This is a genomic window from Streptomyces olivaceoviridis, from assembly GCF_014650115.1.
Classification (GTDB): Bacteria; Actinomycetota; Actinomycetes; order Streptomycetales; family Streptomycetaceae; genus Streptomyces; species Streptomyces olivaceoviridis.
In genome coordinates, this window is the sequence record NZ_BMUI01000014.1 from 32731 (window position 1) to 50269 (window position 17539).

The 17539-nt window shown below is 72.1% G+C and carries 14 protein-coding genes; 8 read left to right on the forward strand and 6 right to left on the reverse strand.

Annotation, left to right across the window (positions count from 1 at the left end; genetic code table 11):
• Positions 1 to 48 precede the first annotated feature (48 nt).
• From IE273_RS25025 to IE273_RS25045, 5 genes are all read left to right on the forward strand, one after another.
• Complete coding sequence (locus IE273_RS25025) at positions 49 to 771, forward strand: molybdopterin-dependent oxidoreductase (RefSeq protein WP_189817420.1); 723 nt, start codon at positions 49 to 51, stop codon at positions 769 to 771.
• On the forward strand, positions 719 to 1420 hold the full coding sequence (locus IE273_RS25030; protein ID WP_189817421.1) for a cytochrome b/b6 domain-containing protein: 702 nt from the start codon (positions 719 to 721) through the stop codon (positions 1418 to 1420). Before IE273_RS25025 ends, IE273_RS25030 begins: the two co-directional genes overlap by 53 nt.
• A 1-nt stretch (position 1421) precedes the next feature.
• Positions 1422 to 3785, forward strand: a complete 2364-nt coding sequence (locus tag IE273_RS25035) for a SpoIIE family protein phosphatase (protein WP_189817422.1) — start codon at positions 1422 to 1424, stop codon at positions 3783 to 3785.
• Between the two features lie 367 nt (positions 3786 to 4152).
• Complete coding sequence (locus tag IE273_RS25040) at positions 4153 to 5784, forward strand: tannase/feruloyl esterase family alpha/beta hydrolase (RefSeq protein WP_189817423.1); 1632 nt, start codon at positions 4153 to 4155, stop codon at positions 5782 to 5784.
• Between the two features lie 44 nt (positions 5785 to 5828).
• Positions 5829 to 6419: a DUF308 domain-containing protein gene (locus IE273_RS25045; protein WP_189817424.1), complete on the forward strand. Its 591-nt coding sequence runs from the start codon at positions 5829 to 5831 to the stop codon at positions 6417 to 6419.
• Between the two features lie 230 nt (positions 6420 to 6649).
• Here the strand turns inward: IE273_RS25045 and IE273_RS25050 are convergent, their stop codons facing one another.
• From IE273_RS25050 to IE273_RS25060, 3 genes are all read right to left on the reverse strand, one after another.
• Entirely contained in the window at positions 6650 to 7882 is a 1233-nt protein-coding gene (locus tag IE273_RS25050; protein WP_189817425.1) for a cytochrome P450 family protein, read from the reverse strand.
• Positions 7883 to 8067: 185 nt separating this feature from the next.
• Entirely contained in the window at positions 8068 to 8934 is an 867-nt protein-coding gene (locus IE273_RS25055) for a Bax inhibitor-1/YccA family protein (protein WP_189817426.1), read from the reverse strand.
• Between the two features lie 178 nt (positions 8935 to 9112).
• Positions 9113 to 9580 carry an SsgA family sporulation/cell division regulator gene (locus tag IE273_RS25060; protein ID WP_189817427.1) on the reverse strand — a complete coding sequence of 156 codons (468 nt, stop codon included), beginning with the start codon at positions 9578 to 9580 and terminating at the stop codon, positions 9113 to 9115.
• Between the two features lie 356 nt (positions 9581 to 9936).
• Between IE273_RS25060 and IE273_RS25065 the strand changes: the two genes are divergently transcribed.
• On the forward strand, positions 9937 to 10809 hold the full coding sequence (locus IE273_RS25065; RefSeq protein WP_189817428.1) for a hypothetical protein: 873 nt from the start codon (positions 9937 to 9939) through the stop codon (positions 10807 to 10809).
• 85 nt (positions 10810 to 10894) lie between these two features.
• On the opposite strand, the gene IE273_RS25070 is transcribed toward IE273_RS25065, so the two are convergent.
• Positions 10895 to 12595: a zinc-binding metallopeptidase family protein gene (locus IE273_RS25070; protein ID WP_229887491.1), complete on the reverse strand. Its 1701-nt coding sequence runs from the start codon at positions 12593 to 12595 to the stop codon at positions 10895 to 10897.
• 371 nt (positions 12596 to 12966) lie between these two features.
• On the opposite strand from IE273_RS25070, the gene IE273_RS25075 reads away from it, so the two are divergent.
• Entirely contained in the window at positions 12967 to 14376 is a 1410-nt protein-coding gene (locus IE273_RS25075; protein ID WP_189817429.1) for a DUF6461 domain-containing protein, read from the forward strand.
• Between the two features lie 160 nt (positions 14377 to 14536).
• Complete coding sequence (locus IE273_RS25080; RefSeq protein ID WP_189817430.1) at positions 14537 to 15292, forward strand: dienelactone hydrolase family protein; 756 nt, start codon at positions 14537 to 14539, stop codon at positions 15290 to 15292.
• A 255-nt stretch (positions 15293 to 15547) separates the two neighbouring features.
• Here the strand turns inward: IE273_RS25080 and IE273_RS25085 are convergent, their stop codons facing one another.
• Together IE273_RS25085 and IE273_RS25090 are read right to left on the reverse strand one after the other, a co-directional pair.
• The gene (locus tag IE273_RS25085) at positions 15548 to 16354 is read right to left on the reverse strand and encodes a mycofactocin-coupled SDR family oxidoreductase (protein ID WP_189817431.1); all 807 of its coding nucleotides are present in this window, start codon (positions 16352 to 16354) and stop codon (positions 15548 to 15550) included.
• Positions 16355 to 16730: 376 nt separating this feature from the next.
• Complete coding sequence (locus IE273_RS25090; RefSeq protein ID WP_229887493.1) at positions 16731 to 17480, reverse strand: type VII secretion system-associated protein; 750 nt, start codon at positions 17478 to 17480, stop codon at positions 16731 to 16733.
• Positions 17481 to 17539: the final 59 nt, after the last annotated feature.

Sequence of the window (17539 nt, forward strand, 5' to 3'; positions counted from 1 at the left end):
GGCCGCACCACACCGGGATCGTCGCCACCCCTAAGGAGCACACTGACCATGGCAGGAAAGCCGAAGCGGAGGGCCGAGGGCGCACCGGTGGGACGGCGGGCGATGCTGGGCATGCTCGGAGCGGGCGCCGCCGGGCTCGCCGCCGCGCCCTATCTCCAGCGCGGCTGGGAGGGGTTTCTCGGTGCCGCCTCCCAGGTCGACGCCACGGGCCTGACCGGTCTGCTGCCCAATCCGGGCGGTTTCCGGTACTACAGCGTCGTCGGCTCGGTGCCGCACAAGGACGCGACGAACTACGAACTCAAGGTCGACGGTCTGGTGGAGAAGCCCAAGACCTACACGCTCGACGAGCTGCGCGCGATGCCGCAGACCCGGGTCGTCCACGACGTGCTGTGCACGGACGGATGGCGTGTGGAGAAGACACCCTTCGAGGGGGTGAGGCTGGCGGACATCCTGGACGCCGCCGGGGTGCGCTCCCCGGGCGCGGCGATCCGCTTCACCTGCTTCGACGGCGCCTACACCGAGAGCCTCACCCTGGAACAGGCCCGCCGCTCGGACGTTCTGGTGGCCCTGAACATGCAGGACAAGCCCATCACCCACGAGCACGGCGGACCGGTCCGCCTCTACGTGGCCCCCATGTACTTCTACAAGTCGGCCAAGTGGCTGTCCGGCATCTCGGTCACCGACAAGGTCGTTCCCGGCTACTGGGAGGAACGCGGTTATGCAGTCGACGGCTGGCTCGACGACGCCGACCGGCACAGCGACGCGGCCTGACCCGTCCGGCCGTCTGCGCCGGTTCAGCACCGCGGAGCGCATGGTCCACCGGGCCACCGGCTACCTGATGCTCGTATGCCTGGTCACCGCCGCCTGCCTGTACCTGGGGCCGCTGGCCCAGCTCGTCGGGCGGCGCCACCTGATGGTCACGCTGCACGAGTGGTCGGGCATCTCGCTGCCGCTGCCCTTCCTGCTCGGGCTCCTCTCCGCCGACTTCCGCGCGGACCTGCGCAGGCTGAACCGCTTCGCGGTGTACGACCGGCAGTGGCTGCGGGCCGTGCGCAAGCGCCGTACGGCGCCCGAGGCGCGACCGGCCGGCAAGTTCAACGCGGGCCAGAAGATCTACGCGGGCTGGATCGCCGGCGCCGTGCTGGTGATGATGTTCACCGGTCTGCTGATGTGGTTCATGGGGCTGCTGCCCTCCATCTCCCGGACCAGCGCGATCTTCGTCCACGACCTCCTGGCCTGGGCCATCACCTTCGTACTCATCGGGCACATGCGCCGGGCGTTCGAGGATCCGGAGGCGAGACTCGGCATGCGCACCGGGTACGTCAGCCGGTCCTGGGCGGAGCGGTACCACTCCCGGTGGCTGAAGGAGGAGGGGATGGGTACCGTGACCGGTGAAACCGAGGAAGCGGACAAGGTGTGACATGTACCCCGAGGAGGGGCGGACCTGGCCGGAAGGGTTCATGGACGACCGCAGCGCTCCTGACGTCCGGTCCCCGGACGGCCGGGGGCCCGAGACCGCAGGAGTGCCCGGCGACGAGCTGACGGCGGTGCTGCATCGTGCCGTGCACCAGGCCGCTCACCGCCTGCACGCCGTAGCGGCGGCCGTGTACCTGCTGACACCCGACGGCGGGGAACTGCGCGCCGCCCTGATCGGCGGCAGCCCGCCGTCCGTGCTGACGCTTCCCGGCCGGATGGGTCTCGACTCGCCCTACGCCTCCGCGCGCGCCCTGGCCGGGCGGTGTGTGGCGTTCCTGGCCGAACCGGATCCGCTCGCCGAACCGGAGTACGGGGCGCTGGCCTATCCCTACACCGTCGCCTCGGTCCCCCTGGAGGCGGAAGGGCATTGCTTCGGTTCGCTGACCGTGCTGCGCACCGAGGACAGCGGGGGCTACAGCGACGCGGACTGCCGGGGACTCACCCGGATCGGTGACCGGCTGGCCGTCCTGCTGGCCGGTCTCCACGCCCGCGGCGCCACGATCGCGCCCGGGAGCCTGCCCGTGCTGGTGCCGGTGTTCGGCACCGAACCGCCGGACGCGGCCGGGGCGCAGGTCGCCGTCCGGGGTGTGCCGGGGGTGCCCGGCTCCGCGGGGATGACCCTGCTGTACGCCCTTCAGCGGCTGACGGAGATGCTGAACCGGGCGACCACCATGGAACACGTCGTCGGAGCGGCGGAGTTCTGTGTCGTGGCGCCGATGCGCGCCACAGCGCTGGTACTGACCTCGGCGGCCGAGGGCCGGCTGTGGGTCCTGGGCCACAGCGGGGACTCCTCGGACCTGGTGTCCGAACTGCACGGCGGCGCTCTGCACGCGGGCACGCCCGCCGCGCGGGCGATGCGGGGACGGGCACTGTTCGTCCCGGGTTCCCCCCGCCCGCCGTCCGCGGGCCGCCTTTCGGACGCCGGACCCGGAGCCCCGTCGAGCGGTGTGCCGCGCGACGGCGCCGGTGACGGGCCGCACGCCGCCGCCTACCTGCCGCTCGTCGGCAGCCGGCACGTGGTCGATCTGCCGATGGCGGGCGCCGCCCCGGTCGTCGGGGTCTGCTGCCTGTCGTTCGACGGGCCGCGGACGTTCCCGCCCGAGGAGCGGGCCGTGCTGACCATGATGGCCGGGCTGCTGGGCGCGGCGGTGCAGCGCATCCAGCTCAGCGCCGCGCGCCAGGTGCTCGCCGAGGGCATGCAGCGGCGGCTGCTGCCCGCCGTCCTCCCCGAGGCACCCCGCCTGCCCACCACGGCCCGCTACCGGCCCGCCCGGGCCGGTAGCGAGGCCGGCGGGGACTGGTACGACGTGATCACGATGCCGGACGACCGCGTGATGCTGGTCATCGGGGACGTCGAGGGTCACACGCTGGAGAGCGCCGCCGTCATGGGCCAGTTGCGCACCTCGGTGGCCGCCTACGCCGCCGAGGGCCACGGGCCGGCCGCGCTGCTCGAACGCACCGACCGGCTGCTGCCCCGGCTGGGCACCGAGTTGCTCGCCACCTGCTGCGTGGTGGCCGTGGACACCGAGACGGGGGTGGCGGAGGTGGCGCTGGCCGGGCATCCGGCGCCGCTCGCCCGGCTGTCCGACGGCACCGTCCGTCCGCTGCGGGCACCGGCCAACGTGCCGCTCGGACTGCACGGGCGCACTCCCTACCGCTCCCAGGAGCACACCCTCGCGCCCGGGACCGTGCTCGCGCTCTACTCGGACGGAGTGCACGAACCGGACCACGACGACGTCGGCGCACGCCTGGACGCCGACGGCCGTGGGGCGGGCGCCGACCTGGAGATCCTGGCGGACCGCCTGCTGGCGGACACCCCCGGCCGGCGCGACGACGCCGCGCTGCTGCTGGCCCGCTACGAGGGGGCGGACGACTCCGCGGCGCCCCGGACCGCGCGTTTCCACGTCCACCGGCGTGACCTGCGGGCGGTGAGGGCGGCCCGCGGCTTCGTGCACGAGTGCCTGTGCGACTGGGGTCTGGCCGATCTGTCGGACGACCTCGAACTCATCACCTCGGAACTCGTGACCAACGCGCTCATCCACGCGGGCAGCGATGTGGACCTGCGTCTGCGGGCGTTCGGCGACCGGGTCCGTCTGGAGGTGCGGGACTCGGACAGCGACCCGCCCGTGCCCACCGCCTACTCGCTCACCGACGAGGGCAGCGCGCGGGCGGAACACGGCCGCGGCCTGTACCTGGTCGACGCGTTGGCGCACACGTGGAACACCTCTCCGAGCGGCCGGGGCAAGACCGTCTGGCTGGAGATGGACATCCCCGGGGACGGGGCGGCGGCCCGGCCGACCGTCGAATGACCTAACAGCCCGTTGACCCAGCCCCGCCCGGAGCCGTGGCCAGGGACCGTCAACTGACTGTGGCCGTCTTGTGGTCCGCCCGGCCAGAGTGACACCACGGGCGCAGGGCAACCCTTCCCGCGGCCGTACGAGACATGACCGCGAGACATATGGCCCACCCTCTTCCGTCACCAGTTAGACCGGTGATAGTGTGTCGCTCAGTCTTCGGCGCCCGAGATCGTCTCGGGTCGCGTACCGAGGTCGCGGATGAACGTGTGCGGACGCCGCCCGCGGGGGGCCCGCCGACCTCAGCCATGTTCAGCTCATGTGCCGTGCACCTGCGTCGCCGCGGTCAGGCGCACATCTACTACTTCCGGGATGGAAACCAATGAGACGCACACTTCTGACTGTCCTCGCGGCCGGTGTTCCGCTGGCCGCCGCACTGTGGGTGCCGACCGCGTCCGCGGAGACGGCGAACACCGCCTCCGCGCCGCTCGGTTGCCGCTCGCTGCCCGTGAAGGCCCCCGCCGGTACCACGGTGGAGAGCGTGACCGCGGTCAGCCACGCGGCGGGCACCGTGGACGTGCCTCCGGTCACCCCGCTGCCGGAGGTGCATGTCCCCGACGTACCGGCGTTCTGCGACGTGACGGTGACGCTGACCCACCCGGGCCAGGGCGACCACGCCAAGGTGCGCGTCTGGCTCCCGCTGAACGGCTGGAACGGCCGCCTCCAGACGATCGGCGGCCAGGCCTACGCCGCCGGCGACTACGGCGCGGGCCTGGCCGCCGCGGTCAAGAACGGTTACGCCGCCGCGACCACCGACGCCGGCGTCGGCACCTACATCGACACCAGCTGGGCCCTGACCGACGAGGGTAAGGTCGACAAGACGCTGCTGAAGAACTTCGCCAGCCGCTCCGAGCACGAGGCCGCGGTCGTCGCCAAGGACGTCATCGACGGCTTCTACAGCAGGCCCGCCTCCTACGCGTACTTCAACGGCTGCTCCACCGGCGGACGCCAGGGCTACATGGAGGCCCAGCGCTACCCCGACGACTACGACGGCATCCTCGCCAACGCGCCCGCCATCAACTGGGACGAGTTCGAGGTCGCCACCCTGTGGCCCCAGGTGGTCATGAACAACGAGAAGACCTACCCGACCTCCTGCGAGTTCGAGGCCTTCACCGACGCCGCCGTCAAGGCCTGTGACCCGCTCGACGGCGTCAAGGACGGCCTGGTCAACGACCCGGCCCGGTGCGACTTCGACCCGCGCCGGCTGATCGGCACCAAGGTGGTGTGCAACGGCAAGGAGCTGACGATCACGGCGGCCGACGCGGCCGTGGTCCGCAAGATCTGGGACGGCCCGCGCACCGCGTCGGGCAAGAAGCTGTGGTCCGGCGTCCCGATCGGGGCCGAGCTGTCGGCCCTGGCCGGCGTCACCCCGCCGGACGCGAACGGCAACGTCAAGGGCGCCCCCTTCCCGGTGCCCGCCGCGTGGGTCCAGACCTGGGTGCAGAAGCAGCCGTCCTCCGACCTCGCGAAGATCACCTACAGCGAGTTCACCCGGCTGTTCAAGCAGTCCGAGGCCGAGTACGACAAGATCATCGGCACCGACGACCCGGACCTGTCCGCCTTCCGCGAGTCCGGCGGCAAGCTGCTGAGCTGGCACGGCCGGGCCGACCAGTACATCCCCGACCAGGGCACCGTGAAGTACCGCAAGCAGGTCGAGCAGGAGCTGGGCGGCGCCAAGAAGGTCAACGACTTCTACCGTCTCTTCCTCGCCCCGGGCACCGCGCACTGCGGCCTCAACAACGGCAGCGGTGCCACGGCCGACGACCTCGGCGCGCTGCGCACCTGGGTCGAGAAGGGCAAGGCCCCCCGGACGCTGCCCGCCACCCTGATCAACGCCGAGCACAAGAGCGTCACCCGCGACCTGTGCAGCTACCCGTCGGTGTCCCGCTACGACGGCCACGGCGACCCGGCCGTCGCCTCCAGCTTCCGGTGCGTCCTGCCGTCGCGGCACTGACCCGACGACCGACCACCTGACCACCCGAGAAAGGCCCCACCCTCATGAGCACGCAGACAGCGGCACCGTCGAACCCGACGGCGGCCACGGGACGTTCCTCCCTGCTGAGGCTGTACCTGGGCCGCGGCGTGCTGGCCGTGGCGTGGGCCCTGGCGTTCGCCGGAGCCCATGAGAACGTCGACGCCGTGGCCATCACCCTGCTGGTCGTCTACCCGCTGATCGACGCGGTGTCCTCGCTGATCGACTACCGCGCCACCCCCGACGGTTCCGAGCGCCGGGTCACCGCGTTCAACGGGGCGCTCAGCACGCTGGCCGCCATCGCGGTCGGTATCGCCGGGGCCGGTGGCGTCGCGCCGGTGCTCCATGTGTTCGGTGCCTGGGCCGTCGTCTCCGGTGCCGCCCAGGTGGCCGTCGGGCTGCGGCGGCGCGGTCCGGAGCTGGGCAAGCAGTGGCCGACCCTGATCTCGGGCGGGCTGTCCTTCCTGGTCGGCTTCGTCTACAACGTCCAGGCCGCGGGCGACAATCCCTCGCTCGACGTGCTGTCCGTCTACGCCACGGGCGGCGGGGTGTGGTTCATCCTCCAGGCCCTGCTGCTGGGCTGGAAGGCCCGCCAGCTGCGCACCCGGACCGTCTGACCCACCCCTGACCGGTGCCGTCCCGGCCCGCGCCCCTGTGGCGCGGGCCGGGACTTTTCCGTGCGCCGGGCAGGGGCGCGCGGGCCGGGACCCTTGGCCCGGTGGCCCGGTGGCCCGGTGGCCCGGTGGCCCGGTGGCCCGGTGGCCCGGTGGCCAAATGCCGGTGGCCAAATGCCGGTGGCCGGTGCCGGTGGCCGGTGGCCGGTGGGTGGTTGGGTGGCCGGGGGCCGTCAGCCGACGCGGTAGCGCACCGGAAGGGACAGCACGCCGCGGATGATCCCGGAACCGATCCAGTCGAGCGAGTCCGGCGGTACGGCCAGTTCCAGCTCGGGGACGCGGGACAGCAGGGTGCGCAGGGCGATGGCCGTCTCCAGGCGGGCGAGCGGGGCGCCGAGGCAGTAGTGGATGCCGTGCCCGAAGGCCAGGTGACGGGCGTTCGGCCGGGTCACGTCGAGAACGGCGGGGTCGTCGCCGTCGGGCTGCGGGGCGTCGTGCCCGGCCGAGCCGAGAGCGACGACGACCATGCTGCCCCGGGGGACCGGCACCCCGCCCAGTTCGAGGTCCTCCGAGGCGTAGCGGCTCGTGGAGCGCTCGACGGACGTGTCGTAGCGCAGGAACTCCTCCACCGCGCCGGGCACCAGCTCGGGCCGCTCGCGCAACAGCCGTAGCTGGCCGGGGTGCCGCAGCAGGGCCAGCACCGCGTTGCCCAGCAGGTTCACCGTGCTCTCGTGGCCCGCGACGACCAGCATCATGGCCGTGCCGACCAGTTCCTCCTCGGAGAGCCGGCCGTCCTCCTCGTCGCGCACGGCCACCAGGGCGGACAGCAGGTCGTCCTGGGGACGGCGGCGTTTGTCCGCGACCAGGTCGGCCAGCAGCCCGTGCAGCGCGGCCAGCGCCGGGCGGTGCTCGGGCGAGGCCACCTGGAGGGCCTGCCCCGACCAGCGGCGGAAGTCCAGGTGGTGCCGGGGCGGGATGCCGAGGAGTTCGGCGATGACCGTGGCGGGCAACGGGGCGTTGAAGGCCTCGACGAGGTCCAGCTCGCCCGACGGCGGCATCGCGTCGATCAGGTCGTGGGCGATCCGCTCGATGCGCGGTGCCAGTTCGGCCGTACGGCGGGGGGTGAAGGCGGCCGAGGCCAGCCGGCGCAGCCGGGTGTGCTCGGGCGGGTCGGCCTCCATCATCTGCGCGCCGAGCCCCACCGAGGGCTGGTGCAGGACGTATCCGGCGGCGGCCAGGGCCTCGGCGGCGGGCGTGGCGTCCTTGAGCAGGGCGGGATGGGTCAGCGCCTCCCGGGCCAGGTCGTGGCCGACGATCACCCAGCCCTTCAGACCGAGGTGGAACTCGGCCGGGTGGATGGGGCCGAGCCGGCGGAGCCGGGCGTACCGCGCGGGGGAGTCCGCCTTGAAGGCGTGATCGATGACCACCCTGCCGTCCTGGTACGGGCAGTGCTCGTGCGCGCTCATGGGTGCCTCTCGGGTTCTGGCGGTCCGGGGCCGCCCGGGGCGGCCCCGGACGGCACCCGACGCGCTGTCAGGTCGTCGTGTGGGGAGAACGAGCCGGGTTCGGCGTTGGTTCAGCCTGCCCGGCCCGTGGGCGGACACGCCGGAGGGGCATGCGCGGTGCGCATGCCCCTCCGGCGTGTGGGAACTCAGTTGTCGCTGTTGAGGATGGACAGCACCTGGAGCACCTCCAGGTAGATCCACACCAGGGTCGTGGTGAGACCGAAGGCGGCCAGCCACGCCTCCTCGCGGGGTGCGCCGTAGGCGACGGCGTCCTCGACCTGCTTGAAGTCCAGGGCGAGGAAGGCCGCGCCGAGCAGGATGCCGAGCACGCCGAAGAGGATGCCGAGGCCGCCGCTGTGGAAGCCGAGGCCGTTGCCCGCGCCGAAGGCGGAGAAGAGCAGGTCGGCCGCGAGCAGCAGCAGGAATCCGGTCGCGGCGGAGGCGACGAACCCGGCGAAGCGCCGGTCGACGCGGATCCAGCGCATCCGGTAGGCGATGAGGACGCCGGCGGACACGGCGAAGGTGCCGAGCACCGCCTGGACGACCACGCCCGGCGCGATGTACGTCGAGGTGGCGCTGGAGATGACGCCGAGGAAGACCCCCTCGAACGCCGCGTATCCGAGGATCAGCGCCGGGGACGGCGCCCGCTTGAACGCCTGGATCATCGACAGGACGAAGGCGATCAGGGCTGCGCCCACGGCGAGGCCGTAGGACCGGCCGATGTTCGCCTCGTCGACGGGCAGCAGGAGCCAGGACAGCACCGCCGTCAGTGCCACGGTGCCGAGCGTGGTCGCGGTGCGGACGACGACGTCGTCCATCGTGATCGCGGTCCGCGTGGTCCGTACGCCGGCGTCGGGGCCCGCGCCGGCGGCCGGGGCGTAGGGGTTGGTCGGGTAGTCGTCCGCCGGCCGGCCTCCGGCCGTGGCCCCCACCGGGTGACGCGTGTATGCGTCGACCGGGGCGGCATCACGGGCGGCGCCCCAGCGGGAGAAGACCGGGTTGGTGCTCTTCACGTCATTCCTCCTCGTCCGCCGCGCGTGCGGCCTGCGGCACAGTGCTGTCCTCGGGCGTCCGGGGTGGCATACGTGTGTCGTGCCGTCCGCCGGACCGATGTCCGGCCATCCTGTGCGTCACCACTTTGACAGGTGACGCGATCGGGCGCAAGTCGTCCCTGCCCGGGCCCGGCCGCGCTCACTCGGACGGCGCCGCCGGACCGTCGAGCAACCGGAGGAGGAAGTCGTCCCAGTTCAGACCGTCCATCTCCGCCTCGGCCGAGGTGATCCGGTAGGTGGCCTCCAGCCACTCGGCGAGCGGCCCGGTGGGCAGCTCGAAGAGGGCCTCCACCTCCTGCGATTCGAGGAGCAGCCAGGACGAGGGGCGCTCCCCGGGCAGCGTCGGCCACATCCGCACGTCGCCGCAGCCACTCATCGACGTCAGGCCGCGGTGGAGCAGCTCGCGGCCGATCCGCCAGATGAGACTCGGCCCCCGCTCCGCCAGGAACTCGACGGTGATCACCGCGGGCATGTCCGCGTCGAACCGGAACTCCGCTCGCATGGGCTGCCGGGTGAACTCGTCGAGCATCTGGTCGAGGTCCAGGAGCAGCGAAGGCAGATGCCGGGGCGTCGACCGCGCCCGCAGTGGTGACTGATCACGGTGCATGACGGGAGTTCCCCTCCGTGGTAGGAAGCCTGCGCCTCCCACTGTTCGCCCGGGGGCACAACCCGCACATCGGTCACTTGACGGTCAAAGGACGCGGCGCGGCGGGGCAGCCGATGACGCGGAGACGCGCCGTACGGAGCGCGAGGAACGCGACGTAAGTCAATGTGCTGCCCCGCGCCGGGAAGCCGCCGAGCGGCCGGTGCCGACGGGCTGCGACCACGGTGCATGTATCTTCAAGTTCATACGTGCCTCAATCGGCGATGTCCCACACCTGGACGACGGGCGTCGCCGGCACGCATCCGTGCGGGTTCCCGCCGCACACCGACGTGCACCGTGAAGTGGGGGTCGCCTCAGACATGTCCTCGTCCTACGATCGCGCCCGTACCGGCCGCCACCGCGCGCCCTCGGCCGGCGACCGGTTGCGCGCACTGCTCGCCGACTCCGGCAGGCGTCTGCCGCTCCCCGCGGTCGCCCTGGTCGCCGCGGTCTCCGTCAGCGGATGCGGAACCACCGGCGCGACCACCGCCGATCCCGTCCACGGGGCCCAGGCCGTCGCACCGGACGCGGCGCCGAGCGGCGCGCCGCCGGCCGCACCGGACGTCCCCCGTACGGTGACGGCCGCCGACCCGGTCTCCGCCACCGACACACACCTTCCCGGCGTGGGCCCGAAGACGTCGGCCCGCATCCCCGCGAACGCGCGGCAGGTCGTGCTGGTCACCGGCGAGGACAAGGACTCCTCCCGCTCCCGGGTGGTGCTGTACCGGAAGACGGCGTCCGGCTGGGAGGGCGGTGCGACCTGGCAGGCCCACAACGCCTTCAAGGGCTGGACGACGGACCACCACCTCGGCGATCTCCGCTCGCCCATCGGTGTGTTCACGCTCAGCGACGCGGGCGGTCTGCTGGCCGACCCGGGCACGAAGCTTCCGTACACGCGCTCCGGCGGGTTCGCGGTCGGCGGCACCGGCTTCGAGGGTGAATCCCTCGCCGGTTCCTTCGACTACGTCGTCGCCATCGACTACAACCGCGTGAGGGGCACGTCCCCGCTCGACTGGGGCCGCCCCCAGGGCGCGGACAAGGGCGGCGGCATATGGCTGCACGTCGACCACGGCGGCCCGACCCACGCGTGTGTGAGCCTGTCGCAGGAGCACATGAGGCAGTTGCTGCGCACGCTCGACCCGACGCTGCACCCGGTGATCGTGATGGGGGACGCCGCCTCGCTGGCACGGTGACCGTCGCACCCACCGTGCGACACGAACCCGCCCGTGGCCGGCGGAGACCGGCCACGGGCGGGTTCGTGTGGGAGTCCGCCGGACGTCAGGTGACGGGCGGGAGGTTGGGGCCCGTCGTGCCGAGCTGCTCAGTGGACACCACCGGCGGCACCGGCCAGGTCACGCCCTTCGGCGGCCAGCTCTGCCCGGTCGCCTTCAGGAACTCGGCCGGCGGCTCGTACAGCGGCGGCTGGTTGCCGTCGGGGATCATCGAGGCCCAGGTGACGCCCTCGGTACGGTCCTTGAACTCCTGCTTCATCGCGTCCAGTTGCTCCGGCTGCTCGATCAGGTCGACCGCGGCCGCCGCCAGGTAGCGGGCGGCGGACAGCAGCGCCTGGTGGCCGATGTTCGTGGCAGCCGTCGCGGTGACACCCCAGTTGTGGTTCGGGATGCCGGGCGGATAGGCGGCGGACAGCAGCACGGCGGTGGGCGCCTGCCAGCTGATGTCGGCGGTGTCGGTGGCCAGTCCGCCGGTGTAGGCGGCGGCCGGGGGAGCGAGCGGGGTCAGCTCGGTCGGCATGCCCACCTCGGGCTTGCCCAGGGACTTCTGGATGCTCTTGGCCAGGGCGTGGTCGGCGTCGGCGAACTTGGGGGCGCCTATCTGCCGCATGTTGTCGTTGAGCAGTTCCGCACCGGCCTTGTTGGCCAGCAGGTTCCACGTCGCGGCGTGGAACTTGTGCACCAGGCGGGTCTGGCTGGCCTGGGCGGCGGCCTTCCCGCACTCCACGATCTTGTCGTAGAGCACCTGGGCGCGCGCCGGGCTGCCCTCGCGGACGAAGAACCAGATGGAGCACATGTCCGGGGTCACGTTCGGCGCGCCGCCGCCGTTGATGATCGCGTAGTGGAAACGCCCGGACGGGGCGACGTTCTTCTCGCGCAGGTACTCCGACATCGTCGCCATCAGCAGCGCGCCGTCCAGGCCGCTCTTGTTGCCGAGCGGGGTGCCGCCGTGCCCGGAGGCGCCGAGGAAGGTGAAGGTGGCCGAGATCAGCGCGCTGGTGGTGTTCCAGAACGGCACCGTGATGTTGAACGGGTGCCAGTCCAGGAACGCGTCGAGGCCGTCGTACACCCCCTCCTTGACGGCGTACGCCTTGCCGACGAGCTGTTCCTCGCCCGCGCTGCCGAACAGCTTGACCCGGGCCTTGAGACCGTTCGCCCGGATCGCCTGGGCGACGGCGATGGCGGCGGCGGTGCCGCCCGCGCCGAGGGTGTTGTGGGCGTCGCCGTGGCCGGCGCCGTAAGTGGGGCCGTAGGCGTCGTAGTTGTAGACGAGGGGGTCGTGGGTGCCCATACCCTTCTTCTGGGACAGGCCGGGCAGCGCGTCGTACTCGGCGTTGAAGCCGAGGACGGGCCCCTCCGTGCCGTACGTGGCGACGAAGGCGGTCGGGAAGCCGGCCGAACCCCACTCGATGGTGAAGCCGTTGTCCTTCAGCAGTCTGGCGTGGGCGAGGGAGGACTTCCACTCGCGCAGCGACAGCTCCGCGTGCCGCCACACCTCGTCGCTGAGCTTCTTGATCGCGTCCTCGTTGGCCGAGATCCAGTCGAGCGCGGTCTGCTTGGCGGCGGTGTTCTGCGCCAGCCCCTTGGGGGCACGGTACGAGGTCGGAGAGACACCGGTCTTCTCGTCGTACCCGAGCGTCGCGGCGAGCACCGGGTCGGCCTGGAGGATGGTCGCGGTGGTCGCGGTGGCGCCCAGCCCGAACATCTTCAGCAGGCGTCGGCGGCCGGGGTGGAAGTCGTCGTTCACGTCAGTCTTGTCCTCGCGGTGTGAGGGCAGAGCCGGACGACCGGCTCCGTGACATGTGGTCGTGGCATGTCGCCGGACGATCATATGTGTCTACGCGGAGAAGCATCAGGTGTTTCCGGGCCCAACCCGGCCGTGTGTACGATTCGTTCGCAGCGGAACCCGGGGCCGAGGAGCTCCGGGGCGGGGCAGACCTGTTCCGAGGCCGAGCCGAGTGATGTGAACCTTTCGGCAGCCCGGATCCGTTGTCGGTTGGGAAGCTCCGCCGCGCGATCGAGATGCGGCGGACCCGGCGGCCGTCCCTATCTCCCCCGGTGGGACGGCCGCCTTCCGTTGCGCGCACCGCCGCGCTGTCCGATCCCCTGGAGGCCGTGATGAGCACCGCTGACACGACCGTGCTGAGGGCGGGCCGCCCGCTCGTCCTCGCGTCCCTGGTGTCGCCCGGCGGCGGCTATGTCCTGGAGCACCGGCGCGACGGCACGGCCGCCCTGCGTGACCGTGTCCAGGGGCGCGACCTGTGGCACGTCGGCGTCCCCGGCACGACGCCGGGGCAGCTCACCCTGCTCGACGACGGGCGTCTGGTGCTGGAGGCATGGCCCGAGGTGCCCGTCTGGATCTCGGCGGACCCCGACCCCAGAGCGGTCACCGCCATGGTCACCGACCAGGGGCGCCTCGTCCTCACCGACCCGGACGGCGGTCTGCGCTGGAGCCGGGATCCGGTGAGCGAGGCCGAGCTGGCCGCCCACCGCCCCGCGACCGGCGACCGGCTGCTGCCCGGTCAGGTGCTCTCCGAGCCGCTCGTCTCCCCGAACGGGCAGTACCGGCTCAGCCACACCCCGGACGGCGAGACCACTCTCACCGCACCCGGTGACGGGAGGGACCGCTGGGTCTGGTCGCGTAGCGTGAAGGCACCCGGCGAGCTGACCCTGGGCACCGACGGCATCCTGCGCGCCGGCACCAACTCCATGGTCCTGCTGCGCTGGACCGGCCGCTACCGGCTGGATCCGGAGGCCGTCCGGATCTCCGCGGTGGTGGTGCGCGACCGGGGAGACATCGTGCTGCTCGACGAGAACGGCGACGAACTCCACGACAGCGGGTCGGCCGCGGAAGAGGCCCGGCTCGACAAGCTCCGTCGCTCGGAGGCCCGCAGGCAGGCCCGTGAGGCCGCCAGGCCCGTGCGTCCGGCCGGCACCGGCCTGCCCCGGGACTGGTTCGACCTGCTGGACCTGTCCGAGGGCCCGTACACCCTCACGCTGGTGAGGCACACCGACGAAGAGGAGGTCCTGCGGAGCCTGGGCGCCCCCGCCGAGGCGATCAGGGCCACCACGTACCGGGACCTGCTTCAGGCGTCCCTCCGGGACCCGGACGGCGACTGCGCGAGCGCGTTCGCGGTACGCACGGGTGACCACGTCGTGGTCGTCGAGCCGTGCGGCTACCAAGCCGTGGAACGCGGGAAGGACCTGTCCCGCGGGACCGACGCGATCGTCTGTTACCTGGACTACGACGGCTGGCAGTCCCTCGCCTGGTACCGGGACGGGAAGCTGCTCGCCGGGTACGGGGAGGACGACTCCACCCGGCTGGAGCGTGGCAAGGCGGCTCCCAGGGGCGCGGAGCGGAGCGTCTTCGTGCCGTCCATGGAGGAGATCGGCTTGGGCCGGTACCGGGAGGACGAGGAGGGCGCCTTCCTGCCGGCGGCCGTCGAGGTGGCCTTCCTGGCGGCGGGGGTACGGCCGAGCGGCGAGGACTTCGACGGTGCGCATGCCGGTGCCGTGTTCAGCATATGACGTCGGCCTCCGTGCCCGTCCCGCCCGCGCGAGACACCTATGTCAATTGGTCATGGCGGGCGGGAATCGCGGAACGAACATGTGTGTTCGACATGTGTGAGCGGAGCGGTGTGCCGTGGTGCCGCCGCCCGTCCCGACCACACTGAGAGGCAGCCCCGCCATGAGCACCCTGAGCAGAACGTCCGTGGAGATCGCCACCGCCGACGGCACCGCCGACGCGTATCTCGTCCACCCGGACGACGGGCAGGCACATCCAGGTGTGCTCATGTACCAGGACGCGTTCGGGCTGCGCCCGCATCTGAAGGCGATGGCCGACCGGCTGGCGGAGTCCGGCTACACGGTGCTCGTCCCCAACGTCTTCTACCGGCACGGTCCTGCCCCGGTGGTGGAACTGCCCGAGTTCATCGACATGGAGGCCCGACCGGACATCGTGGAGAAGATCGTCCCGGTCATGGAGTCGCTCACGCCGGACCTGATCGAGCGCGACGCGGGGGCCTACCTGGCGTGGCTCGCGGACGCTGCGCCGGTGGCCGACGGACCGGTGGGCATCACCGGCTACTGCATGGGCGCCCGGCTCGCGCTGTACACGGCCGGCACCCATGCCGACCGGGTGGCCGCGGCGGCCGGCTTCCACGGCGGCGGGCTCGCCAGCGAGGCGCCCGACAGCCCGCACCTGCTCGCCGGCCGGGTCACGGCCGAGCTGTACTTCGCGCACGCCGACGACGACCCGTCGATGCCCGAGGAGCAGGTCGACCGCCTGGAGCAGGCGCTCACCGAGGCGGGCGTCAAGCACCGGTGCGAGGTCTACGAGGGCGCGCACCACGGCTACACCCAGTCCGACACCGCCGCCTACAACCCCGCGGCGGCCGAGCGGCACTGGACCGAACTCCTCGCCCTGCTCGCCCGCACCCTTTGAGAGCACGGCGCCGGACCATAATGCCGATGCCGGTCCCTTCGGTCCCTTCGACAGGGCCCGGTTTCCACGGATGACGGCCGAGCCCGGTCGTACCACGGCGGCCGGTGCCGTGCTACGACCCGGGCGAGAGGTTCGCCAAGGGAACGACGGCGCATGGAGCTTCCAGCCGCCGGCCGTGGGGTCTGCGATACGACGTCCGAACGGACGCGCCGGGCTGCGCCGGTGCTCTTGGACCCCAGGGCGCGCGTCGCGCGGTCAGTGACTGACCAGGCCGGCGTTCACCGGCATGGCCGTACCGGTGACGTACCGGGACGCGTCGGATGCCAGGTACAGCACCGCGTTGCTGACGTCCGCGGGCTCGACGGTGTCGGCCGCGAACCCGCGGCGGAACGCGGACTCCCCCCGCATGCCGGCCTGGACGTCCGCCACCGCGGGCAGGGTCTGCGGCATGCCCGTTCCCGATACGCCGGTCGGGCGTACCGCGTTGACCCGGATGCCCTCCTCGATCAGTTCGGCGGACAGCGAGCGCACCAGCCCGAAGACACCGTGCTGAGAGGCCGTGTACGCCTCCGCGCAGGGCAGGCCCTCGACGCTGGCGACCGAGCCGGTGACCACGACCGAACCGCCGCCGCGGGCCTGTAGATGCGGAATCGTGGCGACCATCGTGTTCCAGGTGCCGGTGAGGTTCACCCCCATCACGGCCTCCCACTGCTGCCCGTCGGTGTCGTTCCACCGCCCGAACGCCGCCACACCCGCGTTGGCCACCACGATGTCCAGGCCCCCGAGTTCGGCGACCCCGGCTTGCACCGCCTCCGTGAGGGCCTGCCGCTCCCTGACGTCCACCTCGGCCGTCACGACCCGGCGGCCCGCCTTGACCACCAGGTCCCCGGTGGTGCGCAGATCGTCGAGGGTGGCCATCGGGTAGTCGATGCCGGCGACCGGTGCGCAGATGTCCAGCGCGATGATGTCGGCGCCCTCCTCGGCGAGGCGTACGGCGTGGCTGCGGCCCAGCCCGCGTGCCGCGCCCGTCACCAGTGCGATCTTGTTCTCCAGACGTTGCATGCCGTCTCCTCGAAGAAGAAGTGTGTCCGCCGCCGAAGGGACGAGGCCGTCCACCGAGCCGGTGCACGAGCGGCGGGCCGGTCCGGCCGGCTCGGGGAGCCGGGGTTCTTCCGGCCCGCTCACTAGGGACACGGAATCCGGGGGCGCCGGGGATCACATGTCCGTCGCGGGGCACGGCGGGCGGTGACAGACCGTCGTCCCGGCCGATCACACCGGTGGTACTCACACGCGCCTCCGGCCTGCTCCTCCGGCAGACGCTTCCCCTGGCGATCTCCCAGGTCCGCTCGGACCAAGGCGCGGACGTCAGGATGCCCGGGTCTCCTCGGCCGGGTCAGCACGGCGGGCGGCGTTCGACCGCCGCCGCCGGCCGATGGGGTCAGGGACCGACGGAGGCCTGAAGCGGCTCCTCGGCCTGTGCGGACTGTGTGGGCACGGGCACGAAGGGCGGTTCGAGGTCCGGCGACAGGTCCTCCGGACGCTCGGCTTCGGCCGATGACCGGGCCAGCGCCTCCCGCAACGCCTCGGTCCGCACGCGCATGGCGACCGGGCCGGCGGGGTTGAGGTAGAACTCGTGGCCGTCCGGGAGCCCGTCCAGCAGCTCGGCGACGGGCGCCGTACGCGCGGTCAGACGACCGATGCCCAGCATCTGGTCCGCGGCCGTGTAGACGGGTACCACCTCGGCGCCGTCCTGGGAGAGGGCGGTGACGAGGCCGCCGCCCGCGGTGGTCAGCACGGCGACCTCCTCGGCCTCGACGAGGGCCTCCAGGACTGCCTCGACAGGTCCGAGTCCGGTCGCCGCCGCCTGCATCGCCTCGTCCACCGGATCCGTCGGTTCGGCCCAGCCGAGGGCCAGGGGGGAGGGCCGGTAGTCGTCATTCGGACGCCAGGCGACGATCAGCCCTCTGGAGTCGCTCTGCCACTCACCGACGATTGCCCAGGACGGCACATCATCCTCGTCCGCCCAGAAGGGATCGACCTCCGTGAGCCACTGGCCACGCGCGAATCGGGCGGCGCTGATGATCTCCGGTGGCGGGATGGGCAGGGCGATGGAGTCGGAGTCGTCATGTGTGTCGTCGGTGGGTGCCGGGTCCATGTCCCGCCCGGCAAGTGCGTGCTGCTCCGTCATGGAAGGTTCCTGTCACATAGACACTGGAAAAATCGTGGCGATCAACTTGGTGCGGGATC